This window comes from Kosakonia oryziphila, from assembly GCF_900094795.1.
GTDB classification, from domain to species: Bacteria; Pseudomonadota; Gammaproteobacteria; order Enterobacterales; family Enterobacteriaceae; genus Kosakonia; species Kosakonia oryziphila.
The window spans coordinates 1-23,749 of the sequence record NZ_FMBC01000031.1 but is presented as its reverse complement, the minus strand read 5'-3'; the positions used below and the strand labels follow the sequence as shown (position 1 = coordinate 23,749).

The 23,749-nt window shown below is 54.4% G+C and carries 23 protein-coding genes, 1 other RNA gene and 1 pseudogene; 17 read left to right on the top strand and 8 right to left on the bottom strand.

Features of this window, described 5'->3' with window-relative positions:
- The first annotated feature begins 25 nt into the window (after nucleotides 1–25).
- Together GA0061070_RS15160 and GA0061070_RS15155 are read left to right on the top strand one after the other, a co-directional pair.
- Entirely contained in the window at nucleotides 26–406 is a 381-nt protein-coding gene (locus tag GA0061070_RS15160; protein ID WP_090136901.1) for a helix-hairpin-helix domain-containing protein, read from the top strand.
- A 98-nt stretch (nucleotides 407–504) separates the two neighbouring features.
- Complete coding sequence (locus GA0061070_RS15155; RefSeq protein WP_090136900.1) at nucleotides 505–912, top strand: YbgC/FadM family acyl-CoA thioesterase; 408 nt, start codon at nucleotides 505–507, stop codon at nucleotides 910–912.
- A gap of 108 nt (nucleotides 913–1,020) precedes the next feature.
- Here GA0061070_RS15155 and queC read toward each other — a convergent pair whose 3' ends face one another.
- Complete coding sequence (queC, locus tag GA0061070_RS15150) at nucleotides 1,021–1,716, bottom strand: 7-cyano-7-deazaguanine synthase QueC (RefSeq protein WP_090136899.1); 696 nt, start codon at nucleotides 1,714–1,716, stop codon at nucleotides 1,021–1,023.
- Between the two features lie 66 nt (nucleotides 1,717–1,782).
- On the bottom strand, nucleotides 1,783–3,480 hold the full coding sequence (locus GA0061070_RS15145) for an SgrR family transcriptional regulator (protein WP_090136898.1): 1,698 nt from the start codon (nucleotides 3,478–3,480) through the stop codon (nucleotides 1,783–1,785).
- Nucleotides 3,481–3,580: 100 nt separating this feature from the next.
- Here GA0061070_RS15145 and cof point away from each other — a divergent pair, with 100 nt between their 5' ends.
- A complete protein-coding gene (cof, locus tag GA0061070_RS15140; protein WP_090136932.1) occupies nucleotides 3,581–4,399 on the top strand; it encodes an HMP-PP phosphatase in 819 nt (272 codons plus the stop codon).
- 105 nt (nucleotides 4,400–4,504) lie between these two features.
- Here cof and GA0061070_RS15135 read toward each other — a convergent pair whose 3' ends face one another.
- Complete coding sequence (locus GA0061070_RS15135; protein WP_090136897.1) at nucleotides 4,505–5,551, bottom strand: PLP-dependent cysteine synthase family protein; 1,047 nt, start codon at nucleotides 5,549–5,551, stop codon at nucleotides 4,505–4,507.
- A 115-nt stretch (nucleotides 5,552–5,666) separates the two neighbouring features.
- On the opposite strand from GA0061070_RS15135, the gene GA0061070_RS15130 reads away from it, so the two are divergent.
- The 5 genes from GA0061070_RS15130 (at nucleotide 5,667) to amtB (ending at nucleotide 11,623) form a co-directional block, all read left to right on the top strand.
- Nucleotides 5,667–6,125 (top strand): Lrp/AsnC family transcriptional regulator, encoded by a 459-nt coding sequence (locus tag GA0061070_RS15130; RefSeq protein ID WP_090136896.1) that lies wholly within the window; start codon nucleotides 5,667–5,669, stop codon nucleotides 6,123–6,125.
- A 49-nt stretch (nucleotides 6,126–6,174) separates the two neighbouring features.
- Nucleotides 6,175–7,938 (top strand): SmdA family multidrug ABC transporter permease/ATP-binding protein, encoded by a 1,764-nt coding sequence (locus GA0061070_RS15125; protein ID WP_090136895.1) that lies wholly within the window; start codon nucleotides 6,175–6,177, stop codon nucleotides 7,936–7,938.
- Complete coding sequence (locus GA0061070_RS15120) at nucleotides 7,931–9,709, top strand: SmdB family multidrug efflux ABC transporter permease/ATP-binding protein (RefSeq protein WP_090136894.1); 1,779 nt, start codon at nucleotides 7,931–7,933, stop codon at nucleotides 9,707–9,709. The genes GA0061070_RS15125 and GA0061070_RS15120 overlap by 8 nt, the downstream gene beginning before the upstream one ends.
- A gap of 256 nt (nucleotides 9,710–9,965) precedes the next feature.
- Nucleotides 9,966–10,304 (top strand): P-II family nitrogen regulator, encoded by a 339-nt coding sequence (gene glnK / locus GA0061070_RS15115; RefSeq protein ID WP_002891893.1) that lies wholly within the window; start codon nucleotides 9,966–9,968, stop codon nucleotides 10,302–10,304.
- Between the two features lie 32 nt (nucleotides 10,305–10,336).
- Complete coding sequence (amtB, locus tag GA0061070_RS15110) at nucleotides 10,337–11,623, top strand: ammonium transporter AmtB (protein ID WP_090136893.1); 1,287 nt, start codon at nucleotides 10,337–10,339, stop codon at nucleotides 11,621–11,623.
- Nucleotides 11,624–11,686: 63 nt separating this feature from the next.
- Here amtB and tesB read toward each other — a convergent pair whose 3' ends face one another.
- Nucleotides 11,687–12,547 (bottom strand): acyl-CoA thioesterase II, encoded by an 861-nt coding sequence (gene tesB, locus GA0061070_RS15105; protein ID WP_090136892.1) that lies wholly within the window; start codon nucleotides 12,545–12,547, stop codon nucleotides 11,687–11,689.
- Nucleotides 12,548–12,762: 215 nt separating this feature from the next.
- On the opposite strand from tesB, the gene GA0061070_RS15100 reads away from it, so the two are divergent.
- A complete protein-coding gene (locus GA0061070_RS15100) occupies nucleotides 12,763–13,332 on the top strand; it encodes a YbaY family lipoprotein (RefSeq protein WP_090136891.1) in 570 nt (189 codons plus the stop codon).
- 32 nt (nucleotides 13,333–13,364) lie between these two features.
- On the opposite strand, the gene GA0061070_RS15095 is transcribed toward GA0061070_RS15100, so the two are convergent.
- A complete protein-coding gene (locus tag GA0061070_RS15095) occupies nucleotides 13,365–13,676 on the bottom strand; it encodes an MGMT family protein (protein ID WP_139109775.1) in 312 nt (103 codons plus the stop codon).
- Between the two features lie 165 nt (nucleotides 13,677–13,841).
- Here GA0061070_RS15095 and ffs point away from each other — a divergent pair.
- Nucleotides 13,842–13,938, top strand: an RNA gene (gene ffs / locus GA0061070_RS15090) — signal recognition particle sRNA small type.
- A gap of 447 nt (nucleotides 13,939–14,385) precedes the next feature.
- Here the strand turns inward: ffs and yczR are convergent.
- Nucleotides 14,386–15,807 carry a MocR-like transcription factor YczR gene (gene yczR / locus GA0061070_RS15085; RefSeq protein WP_090136889.1) on the bottom strand — a complete coding sequence of 474 codons (1,422 nt, stop codon included), beginning with the start codon at nucleotides 15,805–15,807 and terminating at the stop codon, nucleotides 14,386–14,388.
- Nucleotides 15,808–15,891: 84 nt separating this feature from the next.
- On the opposite strand from yczR, the gene yczE reads away from it, so the two are divergent.
- The 7 genes from yczE (at nucleotide 15,892) to GA0061070_RS15050 (ending at nucleotide 22,769) form a co-directional block, all read left to right on the top strand.
- Nucleotides 15,892–16,503 (top strand): membrane protein YczE, encoded by a 612-nt coding sequence (gene yczE, locus GA0061070_RS15080; RefSeq protein WP_090136888.1) that lies wholly within the window; start codon nucleotides 15,892–15,894, stop codon nucleotides 16,501–16,503.
- Nucleotides 16,504–16,590: 87 nt separating this feature from the next.
- The gene (locus GA0061070_RS15075) at nucleotides 16,591–17,136 is read left to right on the top strand and encodes a GNAT family N-acetyltransferase (RefSeq protein WP_090136887.1); all 546 of its coding nucleotides are present in this window, start codon (nucleotides 16,591–16,593) and stop codon (nucleotides 17,134–17,136) included.
- Nucleotides 17,137–17,370: 234 nt separating this feature from the next.
- Nucleotides 17,371–17,622: a hypothetical protein gene (locus GA0061070_RS15070; protein WP_090136886.1), complete on the top strand. Its 252-nt coding sequence runs from the start codon at nucleotides 17,371–17,373 to the stop codon at nucleotides 17,620–17,622.
- Nucleotides 17,619–17,837 carry a hypothetical protein gene (locus tag GA0061070_RS15065; protein ID WP_007373565.1) on the top strand — a complete coding sequence of 73 codons (219 nt, stop codon included), beginning with the start codon at nucleotides 17,619–17,621 and terminating at the stop codon, nucleotides 17,835–17,837. Before GA0061070_RS15070 ends, GA0061070_RS15065 begins: the two co-directional genes overlap by 4 nt.
- A gap of 257 nt (nucleotides 17,838–18,094) precedes the next feature.
- A complete protein-coding gene (locus GA0061070_RS15060; RefSeq protein ID WP_090136885.1) occupies nucleotides 18,095–19,177 on the top strand; it encodes a LacI family DNA-binding transcriptional regulator in 1,083 nt (360 codons plus the stop codon).
- A gap of 104 nt (nucleotides 19,178–19,281) precedes the next feature.
- The gene (locus tag GA0061070_RS15055) at nucleotides 19,282–22,356 is read left to right on the top strand and encodes a beta-galactosidase (protein WP_090136884.1); all 3,075 of its coding nucleotides are present in this window, start codon (nucleotides 19,282–19,284) and stop codon (nucleotides 22,354–22,356) included.
- Between the two features lie 59 nt (nucleotides 22,357–22,415).
- Complete coding sequence (locus GA0061070_RS15050; protein WP_090136883.1) at nucleotides 22,416–22,769, top strand: DUF1428 domain-containing protein; 354 nt, start codon at nucleotides 22,416–22,418, stop codon at nucleotides 22,767–22,769.
- Between the two features lie 8 nt (nucleotides 22,770–22,777).
- Here GA0061070_RS15050 and GA0061070_RS15045 read toward each other — a convergent pair whose 3' ends face one another.
- Nucleotides 22,778–23,323, bottom strand: coding sequence for a flavin reductase family protein (locus GA0061070_RS15045; RefSeq protein ID WP_090136882.1), 546 nt, complete (start codon nucleotides 23,321–23,323; stop codon nucleotides 22,778–22,780).
- Nucleotides 23,324–23,423: 100 nt separating this feature from the next.
- A pseudogene (locus tag GA0061070_RS15040) lies at nucleotides 23,424–23,749 on the bottom strand (IS4 family transposase); the annotation flags it as partial.

Genomic DNA, 23,749 nt, shown 5'->3' with positions numbered 1-23,749 from the left:
CATTGAAAAACAAGGAGAAAACAGCATGAAACATGGAATTAAAGCACTGATTATTACATTGGGCGTTGCCTGCTCGTCGCTGAGCTACAGTGCGCTGGCTGCCCCGGTAACCGCAGAGAAAGCACCGCTCTCGCCGAGCAAAAATGAAAACGCTTCCTCAGGAAAAGCAAAAGTACAGGACATGGCAACCAACGCTGATGAGGGGGGCGGTACGCGGGTAAGTATTAACAGCGCCAGTGCGGAAGAACTCGCGAAGGCGATGAACGGCATCGGTATCAAGAAAGCCCAGGCGATAGTCAGTTATCGCGATGAGTACGGCCCGTTTAAAACCCTCGACGACCTCAAGCAGGTGCCCGGTATGGGCGGTACGCTGGTGGAACGTAATCTGGCGCACTTGAAACTGTAAGGCGCTTGCGGAGTCGCTAATCTTTGCCAGAATAGAGAGGTCATACCAGTTATGATCTCTCTGTCTCTATAACAATAAACGGTAAAGGTTAAAGCGCTATGCAGACACAAATCAAAGTTCGTGGTTTTCATCTCGATGTTTACCAGCACGTGAATAATGCTCGCTATCTGGAGTTTCTCGAAGAGGCTCGCTGGGACGGGCTTGAAAATAATGACAACTTTAAATGGATGACAGCCAATAACATTGCTTTCGTGGTGGTGAATATCAATATCAATTATCGCCGTCCGGCGATGCTCGGTGATTTGCTTACTGTCACCAGCCATGTACAGCAGATCAACGGTAAAAGCGGCGTCTTAAGCCAGGTCGTCACACTGGAACCGGAAGGAGAGGTGGTTGCTGATGCGCTGGTGACATTTGTCTGCATCGATCTGAAAAAACAGAAGGCGCTGGCATTAGAAGGGGAACTGCGGGAAAAACTGGAGAAGATGATCCGCGCAGGCGATTAATCTTAAAAACGGACTGGCGAAAACCGGAAAAAGCAAAACCGCACACTACAAGATTGCAGGCCGGATGAGCGTTAGTGCCCATCCGGTACAATCCCAGGTTCGTGTCTTTTATTTCAATCCGGTTTTCTGTTTCATGGCTGCCATCACGGCGCTTTTATCCGCCAGATAATGTTGCAGGCCGTTGGCGCGCAGGTTGCAGGCTGCGCAATGACCACAGCCATCGCCTTTAATGCCGTTATAACAGGTCAGCGTTTCGCTGCGTACCAGATCCAATTTGCCCCAGTAATCTGCCAGCGCCCAGGTTTCGGCTTTATCGATCCACATCAGCGGGGTTTCAAAGCGGATATCTTTCGCCAGACCGAGATTGACCGCATGGTTAAGTGCTTTAACAAACTCATCGCGGCAATCCGGGTAACCGGAAAAGTCGGTTTCACAAACGCCGGTGATCACGGCTTCTGCCTGTACTTGATATGCATATACCGCCGCCAGTGTCAGAAACAGAATATTACGTCCCGGCACGAAAGTATTTGGAATACCGGTGGCATCAGGCTCGTAGTCCGGAACCGGAATGCTGTCGCGTGTCAGGCTGCTGACCGCCAGTTCATTGAGCAGGGTGACGTCCAGCACTTTATGCGCTCGGGCGCCCAGCGTTAACGCCAGTTCGCGGGCCACATCGATCTCTGCGCGGTGGCGCTGACCGTAATCAAAGGTGACGCAATGCACTTCGTCATACTGCTGCAATGCCTGCACCAGGCAAGTTGTGGAGTCTTGTCCGCCACTGAACACGACAACGGCACGTTTCATAATTCTTCCTGACAATCGCGAATAAAGCGCTATGGTAGCGCGTGCCGCTAACAGCGACCAGCTTCTTCACCGCGCTGGGGCGGGAAGCCATGCTTCGGCAAAGTCAAACCAGCCGCGCGTATTCAGATGGATCCCTTCCACACCAGGCGGTGCGCTGATACGGTACTGGTAATTAAACAGCGGTGTAAGCGTGGCATTATCCATCAGGGTATCGAATACATCACGCAGCGCCTGGTAACGCTCCTGCTCATTTGCCTGGCGCTGCACGGCATCCAGCGTCGCCTGCAAATGCGCGAACTGCGGTGCACTAAGCAGGTTGGGCCATAGCGGGTCGCAACGTAACCACTGCTCAAGGGTATATTCCGGCGTTTCGCCAATCAGCCTGTCTCCCATCATCAGGTCGGCAGTAGCAAGTTGGGTGCAGCCATCCCAGTTTTTACTGTCGTGGAAAATGACCGTCAGTTCGCAACCAAGTGTGGCGAGATAAAGCCTGAGTTGCTCCGCCATGATGTGCAGTTCTACCGGTAAATGGTAGAGCAGGGTGAGTTTTGCTGGCAGCGGAGCCTGTTCGGCTGGCCATTCAGGCATTTGCCAGCCGGGTAAAAGCTCACTGCTGGGCGTGATCAAATTCTCGTCAAGCGGTAGCGTCTGCACCAGTGAGGTGTGATGGATAATCTGTACCAGACGGCGAGACTGCGCCGGGCTGAGGCGCGCGCCAGGCCTCTGGGCAAGGTAACAAAACCCAAGGCTGATGCCGTTGCTGACGGGTTGCAGGTGATGAAGCTCATCCGGCTCGCCAATGGCAATTTGTACCGGATGTCGACAACTGGTGCCTAAATCCTGCTCAAACAATTGTGGCGTGATCCAGAACTCCACCGCCTTCAGGAATGGGTGTCCAAGATGATAATGGTCGTGGCTTTCCAGCCGGACCAGCTCGCGGCTGTACGTTACCAGGCGAAACGGCCCGGTACCGACCCTGGGCTGCTGCGGATGCGCCAGACGGCTGCCGTAGCTGGCAAGACGGTACGGCAGCCAGAAATCAGGACGGTGCAGTTTGAATGTCAGACACCAGGGATGCGTGATTTCAATATCCGCGACGCTGGAAAATAACTTTTGCAACGCAGGCAATTGCAGCAGCAGTTGCAGGCTCTCCTGCAACTGCGCGGCCGTGACGGTATCGCCGTTATGCCAGTGCAGCGTGGCATGCAAATGGAACCGCCAGCACAGGCCGTCTGCGCTCACATCCCAGTGATGTGCCAAATCGCCCTGTGGTTGAATGCTGTGACTGACAAAACGGGTCAGGCCGCTGAAGATCTGCCCGGCAAGATGCTGTTCCGCGCGTCCGGGAAGAAAACCCGGAACGAGGGGATCAAGCGGGCGATAGTAGGGGATGCGCAGTGTTGGCGTTTCGTTTTGCCACAAGCCGCCGAGAAATGGATTCAACAACGTGCGCAGATCGTCAGGCGCAATTTGCGCCAGCGCCAGGGCGTTCTGCTGCTGACCGCTATTGAGCGCCTGTTCGAGCATCTCACTGCGTATCGATTCTGGCGCGATCAGCAACTGTAACTCACCGCGTTTACCCCGTCCGGATTGTGATTGCCAGCGCAACCAGCCAGCGTCCTGCATCTGGCGCAGCAGCGTGCGCATATGCCGATCGCTGCAAAAACAGTGTGCCGCCAGCTCTGTTACGCTGGTGGATTGTGTTTCCCCGGCAGAGATTTGCCACAGGCGTTGGTACTGATTGAGTCGATTGAGGAGTCGCATAAACCCGGAACAATATTTGTCATCTATTCACTATTACTTCCGTATATCTCACGTAATACTGGAACGCAACTGTGAAGAAGACATAACCGGAGAAAAGATGATGGCGCGTTTGGCTGCTTTTGACATGGATGGCACCCTGTTAATGCCCGACCACCGTTTAGGTGAACGAACGGTCACCGTGCTCCAGCGTCTGCGCGAACGGAATATCACCCTGACTTTTGCTACCGGGCGGCACGCGCTGGAGATGCGTAGCCTTATCAGTAGTCTGGCGCTGGATGCTTTTTTGATCACCGGTAACGGGACACGCATCCATTCCCAAGAAGGCGAGCTACTGTTCCGCCAGGATCTGAACCCGGAAGTGGCGGATCTCGTGCTGCACAGCACATGGGATACCCGCGCGACCATTCATGTATTCAATGATTCCGGTTGGTTGACGGATAATGCGCAGCCAGAGTTGCTGGAAGCTCATCTACTCAGCGGTTTTACCTATCAACTGGCCGATCTTAAGCGCTTACCAGCGCACGATGTGACCAAGATTTGTTTCGTCGGCGATCATGACGATCTCTGCCGCCTGCGTATTCAGCTGAATGAGACGCTGGGAGCGCGTGCGCACTTGTGCTTTTCTGCCACTGATTGTCTGGAAATCCTGCCGACAGGCTGTAACAAAGGTTCCGCGCTGGCGGTGCTGAGCCTGTCGCTGGGGCTGACGTTGCAGGATTGCATGGCGTTTGGCGACGCGATGAATGACAGAGAGATGCTTGAAAGCGTGGGGCACGGCATGATCATGGGCAACGCTATGCCGCAGCTACGGGAAGCGTTACCGCATTTACCGGTTATTGGGCACTGCCAGAATCAGGCAGTATCACACTTTTTGATGCACTGGCTGGACACTCCTAATCTTCCTTATTCCCCCGAATGAAAAAGATTTTTCCAGCAAGCCGGGTTTTCACCCGGCTTTTTTTGTCTATAGAAAACCCCCAGCCAGGCTGAGGGTTGCGTAAAGCTTTCGGCTTTAAGCCGGTTATTATGCTGTCAGACGGGCAATTTCCGCGCGGCAGGGATCGATATCGCCGATGTTTGTCGCCACCCATTGCGGGTTGTAGTAGGTTTCCAGATACCGCTCGCCGCTGTCGCACAGTAGCGTCACGATAGAACCGCTGCGTCCTTCGTCGCGCATCCGTGCGGCGAGCTGTAGCGCACCCCACATATTGGTACCGGTGGAGGCGCCCACTTTGCGGCCGATTTGCGTTTCCAGCCACTGCGCCGTTGCCACACTGGCGGCATCGGGAACCCGCAGCAGCTCGTCCACCACGTCGGCAATAAAAGAAGGTTCCACCCGCGGACGGCCAATCCCTTCGATTTTGCTGCCTGTCGTACTGCGCAGGCTGGCGTCGCGTTGCTGCCAGTAATCAAGGAACACCGAGTTTTCCGGGTCCACCACCATCAATTGGGTGCCATAACCCTGACAGCGTATATAGCGGCCAATGGTCGCTGAGGTGCCGCCGGTGCCTGCGCTCATCACAATGTAATCCGGCTCCGGATGCGGTTCATTTTTCATCTGACGGAAGATGCTGTCGGCAATATTGTTGTTGCCGCGCCAGTCGGTCGCGCGTTCAGCAAACGTAAACTGATCCATGTAATGTCCGTTCAGCTCTTTTGCCAGCCGTTCCGATTCCGCATAGATCTCGCACGCGCTGTCAACAAAGTGGCAGCGACCGCCATAAAACTCTATCTGCTCGATTTTGCGTTTAGCGGTGCAGTAAGGCATGACCGCGATAAAGGGGAGCCCCAGCAACCGCGCGAACCAGGCTTCGGAGACAGCGGTTGAACCGGAAGAGGCCTCAATAATGGTCGTGCTTTCTTTGATCCAACCGTTGCACAAACCATACAGGAACAATGAACGCGCCAGCCGGTGTTTCAGGCTACCGGTAGGGTGCGTGCTTTCATCTTTCAGATAGAGATTGATCCCCGGAAAAGCCGACAGCATCAGGCGAATAAGGTGCGTATCTGCAGAACGCTGTGCATCGGCGTTAATTTCATTGATAGCGTATTTTACCCAACTGCAATTCATGGCGGTTATCCGTTTGTCACTTTGTGCCCAGTCTAGCGAAAGTAAAAGAAAAAAAGGTTGCCATTTGGCCTTTGTGTTAGACTATCAGGAGAAAAATATTCTCCTGGATTCTAAAATGTTAGATAAAATTGACCGTAGGCTGCTCTCCCTACTGCAACAGGATTGTTCACTCTCTTTGCAGGCGCTGGCAGATGCCGTTAATCTGACCACCACTCCCTGCTGGAAACGTCTGAAGCGGCTGGAAGACGACGGGATTTTGCTCGGCCGTGTCGCCGTGCTGGATGCAGAAAAACTGGGGCTGAATTTGACTGCCTTCGTACTGATTAAAACACAACACCACAGTAGCGACTGGTATTGCCGCTTTGTCAGCGAAGTGACGCAAATGCCGGAAGTGCTCGGTTTCTGGCGCATGGCGGGGGAGTATGATTATTTGCTACGTGTGCAAGTGGCAGATATGAAACGCTATGACGACTTTTATAAGAAGCTAGTGAACAGCGTGCCGGGGCTGTCAGATGTCACTTCTAGCTTCGCCATGGAACAGATAAAATACACCACGGCTTTACCCATTGAATAACGCTTAGGCTAAACCAACAGCCGGAAAATCACCTTCAGGATATAACCGCGTGCGATTATTTGCCCAGTTAGGCTGGTACTTTCGCCGGGAGTGGCAACGCTACCTTGGCGCAGTGGCCTTACTTATCATTATTGCTATCTTACAACTCATTCCGCCCAAAGTGGTGGGGGTGATTGTCGATGGCGTAACCGAACAGCATTACACTACATCACAGGTGTGGATGTGGATTGGCGTACTGGTTGCGGTTGCCATTGTCACCTATCTGCTGCGTTATGTCTGGCGCGTCTGGTTGTTTGGCGCTTCTTATCAACTGGCCGTGGAGCTGCGTGAAGATTTCTATCGTCAGCTGAGTCGCCAGCATCCGGAGTTTTATCTGCGTCACCGTACCGGTGATTTAATGGCGCGCGCAACGAATGACGTTGATCGCGTTGTGTTTGCTGCCGGTGAAGGTGTGTTGACGTTAGTGGATTCGCTGGTGATGGGCTGCGTGGTACTGGTGGTGATGTCGACGCAAATCAGTTGGCAACTAACGCTGCTCTCGCTACTGCCGATGCCGATTATGGCGCTGGTTATCAAGCGTTACGGCGATCAGTTGCACCAGCGTTTTAAGTTAGCGCAGGCCGCATTCTCCGCGCTTAATGATCGTACGCAGGAGAGTATGACCAGCATCCGCATGATCAAAGCTTTCGGCCTCGAGGATCGCCAGTCGGCGCTGTTTGCAACGGAAGCCGCCGACACCGGGGAGAAAAATATGCGCGTCGCCCGCGTTGATGCGCGTTTTGATCCAACCATTTACATTGCCATTGGTCTGGCGAACATGCTGGCGATTGGCGGCGGTAGCTGGATGATTGTCCACGGTACGCTGACGCTCGGCCAGCTCACCAGTTTTGCCATGTATCTGGGGTTGATGATTTGGCCAATGCTGGCGCTGGCGTGGATGTTTAATATCGTGGAACGCGGAAGTGCCGCTTATAGCCGAATCCGCGACATGCTGGCAGAAGCGCCGGTAGTGAATGACGGCAGTGAGCCGTTGCCGGAAGGGCGCGGCAATCTGACTATTGCTATCCGTGAATTTCGCTATCCGCAAACGGAAACCGCAGTGCTGAATAATGTTAACGCGCTGCTGACGCCGGGCCAGATGCTGGGTATCTGCGGGCCGACCGGCGCCGGGAAAACCACCTTGCTGGCGTTAATTCAGCGCCATTTTGACGTTGGGCAGGGAGATATTCGTTTCCACAATATTCCCCTTCAGCAATTGAAGCTGGATGCCTGGCGCAGCCGTCTGGCGGTAGTGAATCAGACGCCGTTCCTCTTCTCCAATACGGTGGGCAATAATATTGCCTTAGGCAAACCCGGCGCTACACAGGAAGAGATTGAACATGTAGCGAAGCTTGCCAGCGTGCATGACGACATACTGCGTCTGCCGCAGGGCTATGATACGGAAGTAGGCGAGCGCGGCGTGATGCTTTCCGGTGGCCAAAAACAGCGCATTTCTATTGCACGTGCACTGCTGCTCAATGCCGAGATCCTGATCCTGGATGATGCGTTGTCGGCCGTTGATGGCCGTACCGAACATCAAATTTTGCATAACCTGCGCCAGTGGGGCGAAGGACGCACGGTCATTATCAGCGCGCATCGCCTGTCGGCGCTGACGGAAGCCAGTGAGATTTTAGTTATGCAGCATGGACATATTGCCCAGCGCGGCCAGCATGAACAGCTTGCGCGCCAACCGGGTTGGTATCGCGATATGTATCGCTACCAGCAACTGGAAGCCGCCCTGAATGACGTACCGCAGGAGGCAGACGATGCGTAATTTCTCACGACAGTGGCCGACGCTGAAACGGCTGCTGGTATATGGCAAACCGTGGCGCAAGCAGTTAATCAAAGCGGTGCTGATGCTATGGGTTGCGGCGATTGCGGAAGTCTCCGGTCCGGCGCTGATCAGCTACTTTATCGATAACATGGTGGCGAAAAGCTATCTGCCACTTGCGCTGGTTGCCGGCCTGGCTACGGTTTATGTCGGCCTGCAACTGCTGGCGGCGTTACTGCACTACCGTCAGTCGCTGCTGTTTAACCAGACGGCGGTCGGCGTAGTACAACAACTGCGTACTGATGTGATGGACGCCGCGCTGCGCCAGCCGCTGAGCGAATTTGATACTCAGCCAGTCGGGCAGATTATCTCTCGCGTGACCAATGACACCGAAGTGATCCGCGATCTTTATGTCACGGTGGTGGCGACGGTGTTGCGCAGCGCTGCGTTGATTGGCGCGATGCTGCTCGCCATGTTCAGCCTGGACTGGCGGATGGCGCTGGTGGCGATGACGATTTTCCCGGCGGTGCTGATCGTCATGCTGATCTATCAGCGCTTCAGTACGCCGATTGTGCGCCGGATGCGTGCTTACCTTGCTGACATTAACGATGGCTTTAACGAAATCATTAACGGCATGAGTGTGATTCAGCAGTTCCGCCAGCAGGCTCGCTTTGGTGAACGTATGGGCGATGCCAGCCGTTCCCACTATCTTGCGCGCATGCAAACTTTACGGCTGGACGGTTTTCTGTTGCGCCCGCTGCTAAGTCTTTTCTCGGCGCTGGTATTGTGCGGGCTGCTGATGCTGTTTGGTTTCTCCTCCGTAGGCACGGTAGAAGTCGGCGTGCTGTATGCGTTTATCAGTTATCTTGGCCGTCTGAATGAACCTCTGATTGAGCTGACGACGCAGCAATCGATGTTGCAGCAGGCTGTTGTCGCTGGCGAGCGAGTGTTCGAACTGATGGATCGTCCGCGCCAGTCTTATGGTTACGATGATACGCCGCTACATAGTGGCGCCATTGATATTGAGAATGTTTCGTTTGCCTATCGCGACGATCAACTGGTGCTACAGAATATTTCGCTGTCGGTTGCTCCACGCAGCTTTGTGGCTTTAGTGGGGCATACTGGCAGCGGAAAAAGCACACTTGCCAGCCTGTTGATGGGTTACTACCCGCTTACACAGGGCGAGATCCGCCTCGACGGAAGGCCACTCTCTGCACTCAGCCATACGGCGCTGCGTAAAGGCGTGGCGATGGTGCAACAGGACCCGGTGGTACTGGCGGACAGCTTTTTCGCCAATGTGACGCTGGGGCGCGATATCAGCGAAGCGCAGGTGTGGCAGGCGCTGGAGACAGTACAACTGGCGGAACTGGCGCGCGGTATGAGTGCGGGTATTCATACCCGGCTCGGCGAGCAGGGGAATAATCTCTCAGTTGGGCAAAAACAGCTGCTGGCGCTGGCGCGCGTGCTGGTTGATACGCCGCCGATCCTGATCCTCGATGAGGCAACGGCAAATATCGACTCTGGTACCGAGCAGGCAATCCAGCATGCGCTGGCGGCGGTGCGTAAGCAGACCACATTGGTGGTGATCGCCCACCGCTTATCGACCATTGTTGAGGCCGAAACCATCCTTGTGTTACATCGCGGGCATGCGGTGGAGCACGGGACGCACCAGCAATTGTTGGCCGCGAAAGGGCGCTATTGGCAGATGTATCAACTGCAACTGGCCGGGGAAGAACTGGCGGCCAGCGCGCGCGAAGAGTCGCTTATCGCCTGATGCACCAAAATTAGGCATGCGACCGACAGAGTTCTCTGTTGGTGCAAAAAAGTAACGCGAAACGCACTGCTATGGTGCGTTTTTCTTTTCTGGCGCCAGCCTGAATCGCGAGCCAGCATTTTTCCCTTTCCGCTTTTCCCGGCCTGTCTGAACTAACAATCTGAAATTCTCCTCGTTTTCATTGTTGGCACACCGCTTGCAATATCTGTTACGTGTTAGCTGCGGCCATTATCGAATTTCGACTGGAGGGGGATCTATGAAGCTGGTTACCGTGGTGATTAAACCATTCAAACTTGAAGACGTTCGTGAAGCACTGTCTTCTATTGGTATTCAAGGACTGACCGTGACTGAAGTTAAAGGTTTCGGGCGTCAGAAAGGTCATGCCGAGCTGTACCGCGGTGCGGAATATAGCGTCAATTTCCTGCCTAAAGTGAAAATTGATGTGGCAATTGCTGATGATCAGCTCGATGAAGTGATCGATGTGATCAGCAAAGCGGCCTACACCGGAAAAATTGGCGACGGCAAAATTTTCGTTGCTGAGTTGCAACGCGTCATTCGTATTCGTACCGGCGAAGCCGACGAAGCGGCACTGTAATAGCTGGCCACACAGTGATAGGGATTGGAACAATGAAAAACACAACATTAAAAACAAGTCTTGCTTCACTGGCATTGCTGCCAGGTCTGGCGATGGCGGCTCCCGCTGTAGCAGATAAAGCAGATAACGGCTTTATGATGATTTCTACTGCGCTGGTGCTGTTTATGAGCATCCCGGGCATCGCGCTGTTTTACGGCGGCCTGATCCGCGGTAAAAACGTGCTCTCCATGCTGACGCAGGTGGCTGTCACCTTCGCGCTGGTATGCGTTCTGTGGGTGGTTTATGGCTACTCTCTGGCTTTTGGCGAGGGCAACAGCTTCTTCGGCAGCTTCAACTGGGTAATGCTGAAGAATATCCAACTGACTGCGGTCATGGGTAGTATCTACCAATATATCCACGTTGCTTTCCAGGGTTCTTTCGCCTGTATCACCGTGGGCCTGATTGTTGGGGCGCTGGCGGAACGTATTCGCTTCTCTGCGGTGCTGATTTTCGTAGTGGTATGGCTGACGCTCTCCTATGTGCCAATTGCGCATATGGTCTGGGGTGGCGGTTTGCTGGCAACGCATGGCGCTCTGGACTTTGCTGGCGGTACCGTGGTGCATATCAACGCTGCTGTTGCAGGCCTGGTCGGTGCTTACCTGATTGGCAAACGTGTGGGCTTTGGCAAAGAAGCGTTCAAACCGCATAACCTGCCAATGGTCTTTACCGGTACCGCTATCCTCTATGTGGGTTGGTTCGGTTTCAACGCGGGTTCTGCAAGCGCTGCTAACGAAATTGCCGGGCTGGCCTTCGTGAATACCGTTGTGGCGACTGCTGGTGCAATCCTTGCGTGGGTGTTCGGCGAGTGGGCGCTGCGTGGCAAACCATCCCTGCTGGGTGCATGTTCCGGCGCGATTGCAGGTCTGGTAGGCATCACCCCTGCGTGTGGTTATGTTGGTGTCGGCGGCGCGCTGATTGTGGGTCTGATTTCAGGTGTGGCAGGTCTGTGGGGTGTTACTGCTCTGAAACGTATGCTGCGTGTTGACGATCCGTGTGATGTGTTTGGTGTACACGGCGTGTGCGGTATCGTCGGTTGTATCCTGACCGGTATTTTTGCCGCAACTTCTCTGGGCGGCGTCGGTTATGCACAAGGCGTGACTATGAGTCAACAGGTACTGGTTCAGTTGGAAAGTATCGCAGTCACCATCGTATGGTCTGGCGTCGTGGCCTTTATCGGCTACAAACTGGCTGACATGACTGTGGGCCTGCGTGTACCGGAAGATCAAGAGCGCGAAGGTCTGGATGTTAACAGCCACGGCGAAAATGCCTACAACGCCTGATTGAATTGAGTTATCTCCTGAGCATAAAAAAGCCTCCTCGGAGGCTTTTCCTTTTGTAGAAGCTCAATTGCGGTTGCGCATTACCCCTTCCTGCACGGTCGACGCTACCAGCACACCTTGTTGTGTGTAGAACTCCCCGCGTACGAAGCCGCGCGCTCCGGAGGCGGACGTACTTTCCACGCTATAAAGCAGCCATTCATTCATATTAAATGGGCGATGGAACCACATCGAGTGGTCGATGGTGGCAACCTGCATACCGTGTTCAAGGAAACCTACGCCGTGTGGCTGGAGCGCCACTGGCAGGAAGTTGAAGTCTGAGGCATAGCCCAGCAGGTATTGATGGACGCGAAAGTCTTCCGGCACCACGCCGTTCGCGCGGATCCATACCTGGCGTGCAGGTTCGGCAACATGCCCTTTCAGCGGGTTGTGAAATTCCACAGGTCGGAACTCCAGCGGCTTATCGCTGAGAAATTTCTCTTTCACCAGCGGCGGCAAAAAATGGGAGAGTGCATGAGCAATATCGGTTTCGGATTTCAGTGAATCCGGTGCGGGCGCATCCGGCATCGGTTTTTGATGTTCGTAACCCGTTTCCGGTGCCTGGAACGAGGCGGTCATGTAGAAAATCGGTTTCCCGTTCTGGATCGCTGCCACGCGGCGGGCGCTGAAGCTGTTACCATCGCGCAGAACTTCCACGTCATAGACAATCGGTTTCAGGCTATCGCCAGGACGCAAGAAGTAGCTGTGGAAGGAGTGTACCAGACGCTCAGCGGGGACGGTTTCTTTAGCGGCGTACAGCGCCTGGCCGACAACCTGGCCGCCAAAGACCTGACGTAACCCTAAATCTTCGCTCTGGCCGCGAAACAGGCCTTCTTCGATTTTTTCCAGATTCAACAATAACAGCAGGTTAGAGAGTGCCTGACTCATAAATTTCCTCAAATAAATAACGGCTGACTGAGCGAATAATCCGCTAAGTATAACCTGGGAAAGTGAGTGGTCCGATGGGTTCAATAATCTGAATAAATGGGTCTTTGCAGGAATATATCGCGTTTATGTGCCAGACTTGTTCTCGTTACGATGGTTTAGCCACCCATCCTGGCAGGCAAGCGTTCTGCCGGTGCATTGAAGATAAGGAGACATCTATGAAAATCGTGCACATGTTAAGTGGTTTGGCAGTTGCAGTTGCGCTCTCTGCCTGCGCTCAAAAAGGCGCTAACATTCCGACACCAGCACCTAATCCTGGCGCACCTGCGGCAACCAATAAAGCTGCGATTGCGCAACCCAACGTTTCCGGTACGGTCTGGATCCGCCAGAAAGTGGCGCTGCCGCCAAATGCGGTATTAACCGTGACAGTTTCTGATGCGTCCCAGGCGGATGCGCCGTCGAAAGTGCTGGCGCAGAAAGCAGTGCGTACCGAAGGTAAACAGCCTCCGTTCAGCTTCGTGTTGCCGTTTAACCCGGCTGATATCCAGCCGAATGCACGTATCCTGCTGAGTGCGGCCATTACCATCGACGGTAAAATTGTCTTTATTACCGATACGGTTAAACCGGTTATCAACCAGGGTGGAACTAAGGAGGATCTGACACTGGTGCCGGTGCAACAAACGGCTGTGCCGTTGCAGCAAAACAGTGGTGCCGCCACGACCGTGCCTTCCACTTCCCCCACGCAAGTGAACCCCTCTGAAGCCACTCCGGCGCCGACACAGTACTGATAACAGCTCCTCTCCTGCGGGGGAGGAGCGTTTTAATAATTCCAGCGGTAATGTTGTAAATCGATTTGGCCGTTGCCCGACACTACCACGCCTTCAGCCAGTAATGCCTGGCGCTGGCGCTGTAAATCCGGCCCGGTTAATGAAATGCAGCCATGACGATTCACCACCCGATGCCATGGCAACGTACTTCCTTCCGGTAAACGTTTCAGTACGCCACCGACCTGTCGCGCGGCACGCGGAGAGCCAGCCAGTTTCGCCACGTCGCCATAAGTCGTGACGTAACCTTCCGGTATTGCGGCAACGATTTGCCAGACCCGCTGTGGGAAAGAATCTTCTATATCCATGCTGATATCCTGAGGGAAGACTTTGCAGCATAAACAGCATAAAGCGTGCTGTGAAGGGGCAGTTGCGCAATAAACCAGCATCCGCCCCGGCGCGGCTTGCAATTGCCATCCGGGACAGGGATAATGCGCCAGCGCGTTGATTAGCAACGCTCTCAATGGGGGCTCTGTTGGTTCTCCCGCAACGCTACTCTGTTCACCAGGTCAGGTCCGGAAGGAAGCAGCCAGGGCAGACGACGTGTGTGCCGGGATGTAGCTGGCAGGGCCCCCACCCATTATCTGCTTGTGAAGCCCCGTTTCCCGTTTATCCCTTTACATCTTCAGCACACCAGCGGTTTATTTGAAAATGCTTACCGCGCTTGTTATACCCGTCATACTTCAAGTTGCAGGTGTGTTGGCTTTTTTATTCGGCTCATCCCTGAGCCTTACCCCTTCGGGACCGCTGCTTACAGCGTTCAAATCTGCTCCCGGCAGATTTGTCGCTTACCCCAGTCACGGACTTATGTAAGCTCCAGGGGATTACTGAGAGATATCCTGTCTCTCACCGGAGGCCAACCTTCGGTTGGGCAAATTCGTTCCCGACGAATTTGTCGCTGCGTTGCCGCCTTCCTGCAACTCGAATTATTTAGGGTATATATACCCTTACTCCATTATTCTTATGCGACTCGGCTAACGTGAAGTCTGTGCGGATGCGGGCGAATAATTTCCGGCGTTACACCATGCTGCGTTTTAACGGGCGTTGCGAATGGTTGAGCGCTAGCCATAGCGGTTTGATACGCAGTAATGCGTTTTCCAGCTCGGCTAATTCCAGTGAAAAGGGCATACGTAAATAGCGGTCAAAGGCGCCGGAAAGACCAAAACGTGTTCCCGCACCGAGGTGGATGCCGATAGTTTCCGCACGGGCGGCGAATTGGGTTGCCAGCATATCGGGCAGCTCTACCCAATAGGAGAGGCCGCCCTGCGGTATCTGAAAGCGCCATTCCGGAAAATGCTCATGCATTAACGCAGCGCAATTATCACGACGCCTGGTGAGCATCTGTCGACGACCGGGCAAAAATGCCTCTGCGTTTTGCATTAGCCACAGTGTTGCCAATTGTTCCAGTAACGGGGAACCCAGATCCAGTGTGTCACGGGTCTGGGCGAGGGCGGCAATCGTGCGTGTTGAGGCGCGGATCCATCCCAGGCGTAATCCACCCCAGAAGCTTTTCCCCGCCGAACCGAGCGTGAGCACGTTTCCAGCAGGATCGAAGGCTGCCAGTGGCGGAGGTGGCGGCGCGTCGTACCACAAATCCACCATTGTTTCATCGACCACCAGCGTTGTGCGCGTGCGCGCTGCGATAGCCGCGATGGCTTCGCGGGTGGCGATATCCATACAGCGCCCGGTTGGATTGTGAAAATCGGGCATCAGCCAGGCAAGACGTGGCGCGGTCTGCGCCAGCGTGGCGGCAAAACCGTCGCTGTCCCAGCCAGTTTGTGGCAGCGATACGCCAACGGGCCTGCATGACGCGCCCTGGATCGCGGCAATAGCCAGCGGGTAGGTTGGGTGATCGACCACCACGCGATCTCCCGGACCGGTCAGCATACGCAGTATCAGCGCCAGTCCGCTGACGGCACCATTCACCACCATCACTTCATCGGCGTGAGTTGTTAGCCCGCGCGCGGTATAACGTGCGGCAATGGCTTCACGCAGCGGCAGTAAACCGAGCTGGTCGTAGCCGTTTCGTGTCAGGTAGTGCGGGATCATGCTCAGCGCGTGGATATAGGCCTGGTGGATTTCCGGCCCGGCGCTCAGCGCCGCCGTAGAGAGATCCAGTGCCGTACCGGCTGTTGCGAGCGTTGGAACGCTACGGCTATCAGGCAGAATCACCCGCGATCCGCTGCCGTGACGGCTCTCAAGATAGCCCTCATCGCGCAAGTGCGCCAGTGCACTGGCAACGGTAGTGCGACTGATTTCCAGCGTCGAGGCCAGTTCGCGCTCGCCGGGTAGACGAGTGTCTAATGCCAGTCTGCCATCAAGAATCAGCAACCGCAGGGCATCGGCAAGCTGACGCCATAGCGGCATACGGGATTCGGGTTGCTGCCAGTGTCCTAACAGGCGCTGTAAAGATTGGCTACCAAAGCGACGGGATGACATATGCAGTCCACTATATGAAAACTGGACATTAATCATAATGCCATTTGCGGTGAAGATGAAAGCATGAACAACAGGAGAACAAAAATGCTACGTCGATTACTGCAACTTTATATTGGTTTGGTCCTGTACGGTGTTTCTACTGCGATGTTTGTTCGCGCGGATTTGGGGGCCGATCCGTGGAACGTTTTCCACCTGGGTGTGGCGAAGCTGTTGTCGATAAATATTGGTGCGGTGATGATCGCTACCGGCGTGCTGGTGTTGTTGTTCTGGATCCCGCTGCGCCAGCGTCCGGGTCTGGGAACCATCAGCAATGTGATCGTGCTTGGGCTTGCCGCCGATGCTGCACTGGCGTTGATGCCGCCGCTGGAGACACTCCTGGCGCGCAGCGTAATGCTGGTGGCGGCAGTGATTGTCAATGCACTGGCGACCGGAATGTATATTGGCGCAGGGTTTGGCGCAGGCCCGCGTGATGGTCTGATGACCGGGATCCATGCCCGCACGGGTTGGTCCGTGCGCAATATCCGTACGGCGATTGAGATTTCAGTCCTGCTGGCAGGTTGTCTGTTGGGCGGCACATTTGGCGTCGGCACGGTATTTTATGCGTTCACTATTGGCCCGCTGATTCAGCTTTGTCTGCCGTGGTTTCGTCAGAAACCGGCACTAAGTGTGACGCCGCAAACCGAACCAGTAGCCTGATTTTTTCGTTTATATAGCGAAAAATCTCCTGTTCTGGCGGAGCGTCTGCAATACTTGATTCTCTCAGGAAGAAAAGGAGCATCATCTGTGGCGACACCTGAGCTTCAAACGGCACGTCTGGTTCTCAAACCGCTGGCATCGGAAGATGCCACGCAAATTCAGCGCATTTTCCCTCGCCAGGAGATTGTTCGTTATCTGGTCGCCAGCGTTCCCTGGCCCTACCCGGATAATGCGGCGCAGAACTATGTTGATAATGTTGCGCTGGCAGCAACGCGCGCAGGGAAAGGCTGGTACTGGACGTTGCGGCGTAAGGAAAATCCCGATGAACTCATCGGCGTGATCTGCCTGATGGATACGCCGGACAATAACCGGGGATTCTGGCTGGTTCCGGAGTGGCAAGGGCAGGGATATATGACGGAAGCCTGCCATGCGGTAACGGATTTTTGGTTTAACGCGCTTGAGCGTGACGTACTGCGCGCGCCCAAAGCTGTCGCCAATGATCGTTCGAAGAGACTTTCTCAACGCAGCGGTATGCATTTAGTTCGCCTGCAAAAAGGTGAATACGTTTCCGGGGAGCTGGAGACGGAGTTGTGGGAGATAACCCGCGAAAAATGGAACCAACTGCACCACTGAAACCTGCCAGCATGCTCGCTGGCGGGTTTTATTCCCGAGGTTAGCCTTATATTTATTCGTTTTAAATTATAATGTCATTTAATTGACATATTACTTTCATTTTTCTGTCATAAATATAGTGCAAATTATTTCTGGGGATTTTTCGCCCTGTTATAATATTGAAATATAAATGTGGATCGATTTCGTAAGTTCGTGTATTAATTAGCATGTTTATTCACACAAGAAGGGATAATCATGGCCAGTGCAGTATTAAACGTCAAAATTGATGAAGCGCTAAAAGAGAAGCTGCGTCATTACGCAGAAGTAAATAGTGAAAATTTAAGCACGGCGACAGAAAAACTGCTGCTGCTGGCGTTCGAAGCAGCAGAAGAGGCGGGAGTCTCGGAAGATGATATTGACAACCAGCACACGGAAGAAGAGAGTGCAGCTCCGTTAACTCCTAAAGAGATCAAAGCACTACGTAAAATCCTGAAGAAGAAAAAATGAACCAACAACTGCTATCAACCGCCAGTAACTACGGCGAAGCCTGTGCGATGTTGCGCTCAGGCTTTGTAAAACAGGTACGACTGGACTGGAATATCGGAAGTGATGAGTTTTTTCGGATCGCATCGGACTGGTGTGACGCTGGCGCGAAAATCAAAAAAGAAGGGAACAGCTTTATTATTTCAATAAAAGGATTTCCTATTCCTCGCCAGCAGTAACCTTGTTGTCATGAAACCGTCATTTAAATTGCATTAAAAACTGTGATGATTGTTTCATAATAACTCTACAGAACCATCTCAAACCACATTACGGATGATGTTTCCGGCGAGCCTGTGTGGTTCGCCGATATTTCTTTTTATCCCGCAGAATATATTTCATATCGATTGTCTTCATCGGTGGTATTTTTCACGAAGCGCTCACAAGCAGATCCGGGCAAAACGGGTATACTAATGATCCCTTTGCTGTCAGGAACGCCATGAAAACTATCACACTTTACGACGTTGCCAGCCATGCAGGCGTCTCTTACCAGACCGTATCCCGGGTGATCAATGATGCGGCCCATGTTTCAACTCGTACCCGTGAAAAGGTGCTCGCCGCCATGGCCACGCTGCACTATGTTCCCAATCGCGGCGCCCAGCAACTTGCGGGCAAACGCAACAGAACGCTGGGGTTACTGACTACCGATCTGGCGCTCCATGCGCCGTCACAAATTGCCTCGGCGGTGAAATCCCGCGCCGGTCTTGCCTCCGCGAGCGTCATTATTTCGATGCTTGGACAGCATGACGCTGCTAGCTGTAGCGCGGCATTGCAGGAGTTGTTGGCACAGCGTGTGGAAGGCGTGCTTATTAATGTTCCACTGGAGGATGCGCAGGCCGAGCAGTTGGCAGCGCAGGTGCAGCCGACGCCGGTGTTATTTCTGGATGTCAGCGATAAGGCGGCCGTTAACAGCCTGGTATTTGATGCGGAGATGGGCGCGCGCCTGGGTGTGGAGCATGTGCTGTCGCAAGGCCACCAGCGTATTGCCCTGCTGGGTGGGCCGCAGAGTTCGGTTTCAGCCCGTGCCCGTTTTAGCGGCTGGCTGGCGGCGTTAGAACAGGCGAAACTGGCCCCCTGTGCCAGCGAACATGGAGACTGGAGTGCTGCTTCGGGATATGAAAAAGCCCATCTGCTGCTGGCAGGCCCCCGGCTGCCACAGGCGATTTTGGTAGCCAACGATCAGATGGCGCTCGGCGTGATGCGCGCCTGTGCCGAGAAGGGCATTGATGTGCCAGGCCAGATTTCAGTGGTGGGGTATGACGACACAGCGGACAGCGCCTGGTTTTCTCCGCCGCTGACCACAGTGCGCCAGGCGTTCAAAGACGCTGGCGAACGTAGCGTGGACTGGCTGCTTAACTCGACTGACAGGGAGTTGGCCCTTAGCCAGATTCGGTTGCCTGTCACGTTGATCGAACGCCTGTCAACTGCTCCGGCGCGCGAACGGAAGATCTGCTGCGGTGAAGTTCTTGCCCGGCAACTGAATGAGCTGGCGCAGCAGGTTGCTATGCTGGATCGTCGCTAATGCTTTTGTGATCCTTTTCGCTTTCAGCCGATCCCGGGCTTTACCCACAATTAAAAATGCGTCATTGTTTCCTGAATTGTGAGCGCTTCGCAAAAAGAGGTTTTATGTCTGCTGCCGCATTAAGTTCACTGGTTTCCCGTCGCGACTGGGAAAACCCGGCGATCACCCACTGGCACCGTTTACCGGCTCATGCGCCCATGCGTAGCTGGCGCGATGAAAATGCGGCGCGCGATGAGGCCGCTTCATCTGCGCGGCGCTTGCTGAATGGTGAATGGCGTTTCAGTCTGTTTGATTCGCCGGAAGCTGTACCGGAACGCTGGATAACAGAGGATTGTGCCGATGCGGTGGCCATGCCGGTGCCATCGAACTGGCAGATGCAGGGATTTGATACGCCCATTTATACCAATGTTACCTATCCGATTCCGGTGACGCCTCCGTTTGTTCCGCAGCAAAACCCGACAGGTTGTTACTCGCTCACATTTACATTGGAAAAAGGCGAACTGGCGCAGGGGCAGACGCGGATTGTTTTTGATGGCGTCAATGCGGCGTTTTATCTTTGGTGTAACGGCAAATGGATCGGCTACTCGCAGGACAGCCGCCTGCCCGCTGAGTTTGATCTCAGTAAGGCGCTAAAAGCGGGGAAAAATCGGCTGGCGGTGATGGTGCTGCGCTGGTGTGATGGCAGCTACCTGGAAGACCAGGATATGTGGCGGATGAGCGGGATTTTTCGTGATGTCTCCCTGCAACATAAACCGCAGACGCATATTGCCGATTTCCACTATGTCAGCGAACTGAATGCGGAGCTAACTCACGCGCAATTGCAGGTTAACGTGCAACTGGGCGGGGCGTTTGCAGAGTGTCGCGTTGCTGTTGCCCTGTGGCGCGACGGAGAAAACGTTGCCAGCGCGCAGCAATCGCCGGGCAGCGTTGTGGTGGATGAGCGCGGCGCGTGGGCAGAACGCCTGCGCGTGACGCTGCCGGTTGCCACACCCGCGCTGTGGAGCGCGGAAACACCGAACCTCTACCGCCTGACAGTAACTCTGCTTGATGCACAAGGAAACGTACTGGAAGCGGAAGCCTGCGATATTGGCTTTCGCAAGGTGGAAATCCGTAATGGTTTGTTGCTGCTTAACGGCAAACCACTGCTGATTCGTGGCGTAAACCGTCACGAGCATCATCCGCAAAACGGACAAGCCATTGATGAAGCCACCATGCGTCGTGACATTGAGCTAATGAAACAGCACAACTTCAATGCCGTGCGTTGTTCTCACTATCCGAACCATCCACTGTGGTATCGCCTGTGCGATCGGTACGGTTTATACGTGGTGGATGAAGCCAACATTGAAACCCACGGCATGGTGCCTATGAGCCGCCTGGCGGATGATCCGGTTTGGCTACCGGCTATGAGCGAACGCGTGACGCGCATGGTGCTGCGCGATCGTAACCATCCATCGATCATTATCTGGTCGCTGGGCAACGAATCCGGTCACGGCGCAAACCACGATGCGCTGTATCGCTGGCTGAAAACGACCGATCCGACGCGTCCAGTGCAGTATGAAGGCGGCGGCGCGAACACGGCAGCCACCGATATTGTCTGCCCGATGTATGCCCGCGTCGACCAGGATCAGCCCTTCCCGGCTGTGCCAAAGTGGTCGATTAAAAAATGGATCGGTTTGCCCGGCGAAAATCGGCCGCTCATTCTCTGCGAATACGCGCATGCAATGGGCAACAGTTTTGGCGGTTTTGCCAAATACTGGGAAGCATTCCGCGCTTTCCCGCGTTTGCAGGGCGGTTTTGTCTGGGATTGGGTTGACCAGGCATTAACTAAAACCGGTGACGACGGGCAGCCATTCTGGGCCTACGGCGGCGATTTTGGTGATACACCGAATGACCGCCAATTCTGTATAAATGGGCTGGTATTTCCCGATCGCACACCGCATCCGGCGCTGTATGAAGCGCAGCGCGCGCAGCAATTTTTCCAGTTCAGCCTGCTTAGTACTACACCGCTGGTACTGGAGATTGAGAGCGAATATCTGTTCCGCGCCACGGATAATGAATATCTGCGTTGGTCTGTTGCCCGCGATGGCGAAGTGCTGGCGCAAGGAGAAATCCCTCTGGATATTGCCCCACAAGGCAAACAATGTATTGAACTGAACATACCAAAGCTGGAGGCCGCACCCGGCGAAGTCTGGCTGAATGTGGATGTTTTCCAGCGCGCGGCGACGTGCTGGTCGGCGGCGGATCATCACTGCGCCTGGGATCAATGGCGTCTGCCCGCACCGTTGTATATTACTCCACGCGTGGCGCAAAACTCGTGCCCGACATTGCAGGCCAGCGAGCAGGAATTCATCATCACGCATCAGTCACAGCGCTGGCACTTCTGTCGTCGCAGCGGCAACCTGCAACAGTGGTGGCGCGATGAGCAACCGACGCTGCTGACACCGCTGAGCGACTGTTTTACCCGCGCGCCGCTGGATAACGACATTGGTATCAGCGAGGTGACGCGCATCGATCCCAACGCGTGGGTGGAGCGCTGGAAGGCGGCAGGCATGTACGATCTGTCTGCTGAGTTGCTTTATTGTGATGTTGAAGAGCGCAGTTCCGGGATTGTGGTGAGCACCGGTCAGCGCTGGCTGGGCGCAGGGAAAACCGCATTTGTCAGCCATAAATACTGGCGAATTGATGGTGACGGCGCACTGCATGGTGATGTCACGGTTCAGGTAGCGCGTGATATTCCGCCTCCTGCGCGGGTGGGGCTGGTCTGTCAACTGGCAGAACGGCATCCGCAGGTAAGCTGGCTGGGACTGGGGCCGCATGAAAACTACCCGGATCGCCGCCAGGCAGCACGTCAGGGGCGGTGGACGCAGCCGCTGTCGGCGTTGCATACGCCCTATATTTTCCCCGGCGAAAATGGCTTGCGCTGCAACACGCGCGCGGTATGGTACGGCGCGCACCAGTGGCAGGGGGATTTCCATTTTTCCCTCGGTTGCTACAGCGATGACCAACTACGGGAAACCACACACCACCATTTATTGCGTGAAGAAGCCGGTTGCTGGCTGCATCTTGATGCTTTCCACATGGGGGTTGGCGGTGATGATTCCTGGAGCCCGAGCGTGTCGCCGGAGTTTATCCTGCAAGATGAGACGGTGCATTACGCCTTTTGCTGGCGGCAGAACTAAACTTATCGGATCTGATGCAGCGGGGCTGTCCCGCTGCGCAGTCATGCGGGGATTGATGCATGAAATATGTCGATGGTTTTGTGGTCGCAGTGCCAGAGAGTGAAAAAGAGGCGTATTGCCAGCTTGCGGCGAAAGCGGCACCAATCTTTAAAGAGTTCGGCGCAACGCGCATTGTCGAATGTTGGGCTGACGACGTACCGGATGGCAAACTTACCGATTTTCGCATGGCGGTAAAAGCTGAAGACCACGAAGCGGTCGTCTTCAGCTGGATTGAATACCCGTCCAAAGAAGTGCGCGATGCTGCGAATCAAAAAATGATGGTTGATCCCCGTATGCGCGAACTGGGCAATGCGATGCCTTTTGATGGTAAACGCATGATATACGGCGGCTTTGTGCCTGTGCTCGATGAGTAATGCGAAACTCAGGAGACTTTGGTGAAGAGTGCTTTACGCTCAAGCACATCGCCATCGGTTCGGAACACGCCGTCGCCGGTGTAATGCAGCGTCTGTGGCCACGTTGGTTCACGGTTTACCCGCGCAGCAACAACTTCAAAAATAAAGAAGTTATAGGTATCCACCATCGCATCGTCATAAAGGCGGCATTCGAACTGGCCGTAGCACTCTTTAATAGATGGCGCGGCCACGTGCTCGCTTTTTTCTGCCGTCAGGCCAAATTGAGCAAACTTATCGACTTCATCGCCCGTACAGTTACCAATGCGGGAAACGGTGTCGATCATACTGGCCTCAGGCAGATTAATTACACACTCTCCACTTTGCCGGATGCGTTCGAAGCTGGCATTGCCACCGGAAATCATGCAGCCGACCAGCGAAGGGGAAAACTCCAGAATCGTGTGCCAGCCTAAGGTCATAATATTATTCCGCCCTTGCCAGTGGCTACTCAGCAGTACCACCGGGCCAGGCTCCAGCCAGTGCCGGACATCGTGCAGCGGCCAGGATTGCTTTTTCATTGTGCTTCCTCCGCGTTGTTAAAACCCTTTTAACAGTAGCAGAGTGCTTTATCATGAAGGTTATTAAATAAACGCCTCCGCCGGTAGTAATGCCAGTCAGTTAAGCAACTGACTGGCTCTTTTTCGGGGCTGTGGGGTATTTCCAGGGCCTCTCCTTTACCACTCTCGGGAAGGCCCTTTCCCTTCTTGTCGGTAATTTCACAAGTTGTCCCATACTTGCAAGATCGCGCATCAGCTCCGGTATACGTCCCGGTGATGCGCCCTGCAATGTCATCAGCATTCTCATCACCATTCCGCATGATTCTGAGAAACTCAGTTGATTCGGCCAGTAACCTTTCAGATGTTCCGCCATTTTAATCATCTGATATCTCACCAGATTATAAGCCAGTAAGACACCCCACAGCTCTTGCTCCACAAGCTCCGGCT

Excerpts from the sequence above, each read along its gene's own strand:
- GA0061070_RS15160 (WP_090136901.1), top strand. The coding sequence starts at position 26 with ATGAAACATGGAATTAAAGCACTGATTATTACATTGGGCGTTGCCTGC.
- GA0061070_RS15155 (WP_090136900.1), top strand. The coding sequence starts at position 505 with ATGCAGACACAAATCAAAGTTCGTGGTTTTCATCTCGATGTTTACCAG.
- queC (WP_090136899.1), bottom strand. The coding sequence starts at position 1,716 with ATGAAACGTGCCGTTGTCGTGTTCAGTGGCGGACAAGACTCCACAACT.
- GA0061070_RS15145 (WP_090136898.1), bottom strand. The coding sequence starts at position 3,480 with ATGCGACTCCTCAATCGACTCAATCAGTACCAACGCCTGTGGCAAATC.
- cof (WP_090136932.1), top strand. The coding sequence starts at position 3,581 with ATGGCGCGTTTGGCTGCTTTTGACATGGATGGCACCCTGTTAATGCCC.
- GA0061070_RS15135 (WP_090136897.1), bottom strand. The coding sequence starts at position 5,551 with ATGAATTGCAGTTGGGTAAAATACGCTATCAATGAAATTAACGCCGAT.
- GA0061070_RS15130 (WP_090136896.1), top strand. The coding sequence starts at position 5,667 with ATGTTAGATAAAATTGACCGTAGGCTGCTCTCCCTACTGCAACAGGAT.
- GA0061070_RS15120 (WP_090136894.1), top strand. The coding sequence starts at position 7,931 with ATGCGTAATTTCTCACGACAGTGGCCGACGCTGAAACGGCTGCTGGTA.
- glnK (WP_002891893.1), top strand. The coding sequence starts at position 9,966 with ATGAAGCTGGTTACCGTGGTGATTAAACCATTCAAACTTGAAGACGTT.
- amtB (WP_090136893.1), top strand. The coding sequence starts at position 10,337 with ATGAAAAACACAACATTAAAAACAAGTCTTGCTTCACTGGCATTGCTG.
- tesB (WP_090136892.1), bottom strand. The coding sequence starts at position 12,547 with ATGAGTCAGGCACTCTCTAACCTGCTGTTATTGTTGAATCTGGAAAAA.
- GA0061070_RS15100 (WP_090136891.1), top strand. The coding sequence starts at position 12,763 with ATGAAAATCGTGCACATGTTAAGTGGTTTGGCAGTTGCAGTTGCGCTC.
- GA0061070_RS15095 (WP_139109775.1), bottom strand. The coding sequence starts at position 13,676 with ATGGATATAGAAGATTCTTTCCCACAGCGGGTCTGGCAAATCGTTGCC.
- yczR (WP_090136889.1), bottom strand. The coding sequence starts at position 15,807 with ATGTCATCCCGTCGCTTTGGTAGCCAATCTTTACAGCGCCTGTTAGGA.
- yczE (WP_090136888.1), top strand. The coding sequence starts at position 15,892 with ATGCTACGTCGATTACTGCAACTTTATATTGGTTTGGTCCTGTACGGT.
- GA0061070_RS15070 (WP_090136886.1), top strand. The coding sequence starts at position 17,371 with ATGGCCAGTGCAGTATTAAACGTCAAAATTGATGAAGCGCTAAAAGAG.
- GA0061070_RS15065 (WP_007373565.1), top strand. The coding sequence starts at position 17,619 with ATGAACCAACAACTGCTATCAACCGCCAGTAACTACGGCGAAGCCTGT.
- GA0061070_RS15060 (WP_090136885.1), top strand. The coding sequence starts at position 18,095 with ATGAAAACTATCACACTTTACGACGTTGCCAGCCATGCAGGCGTCTCT.
- GA0061070_RS15055 (WP_090136884.1), top strand. The coding sequence starts at position 19,282 with ATGTCTGCTGCCGCATTAAGTTCACTGGTTTCCCGTCGCGACTGGGAA.
- GA0061070_RS15050 (WP_090136883.1), top strand. The coding sequence starts at position 22,416 with ATGAAATATGTCGATGGTTTTGTGGTCGCAGTGCCAGAGAGTGAAAAA.
- GA0061070_RS15045 (WP_090136882.1), bottom strand. The coding sequence starts at position 23,323 with ATGAAAAAGCAATCCTGGCCGCTGCACGATGTCCGGCACTGGCTGGAG.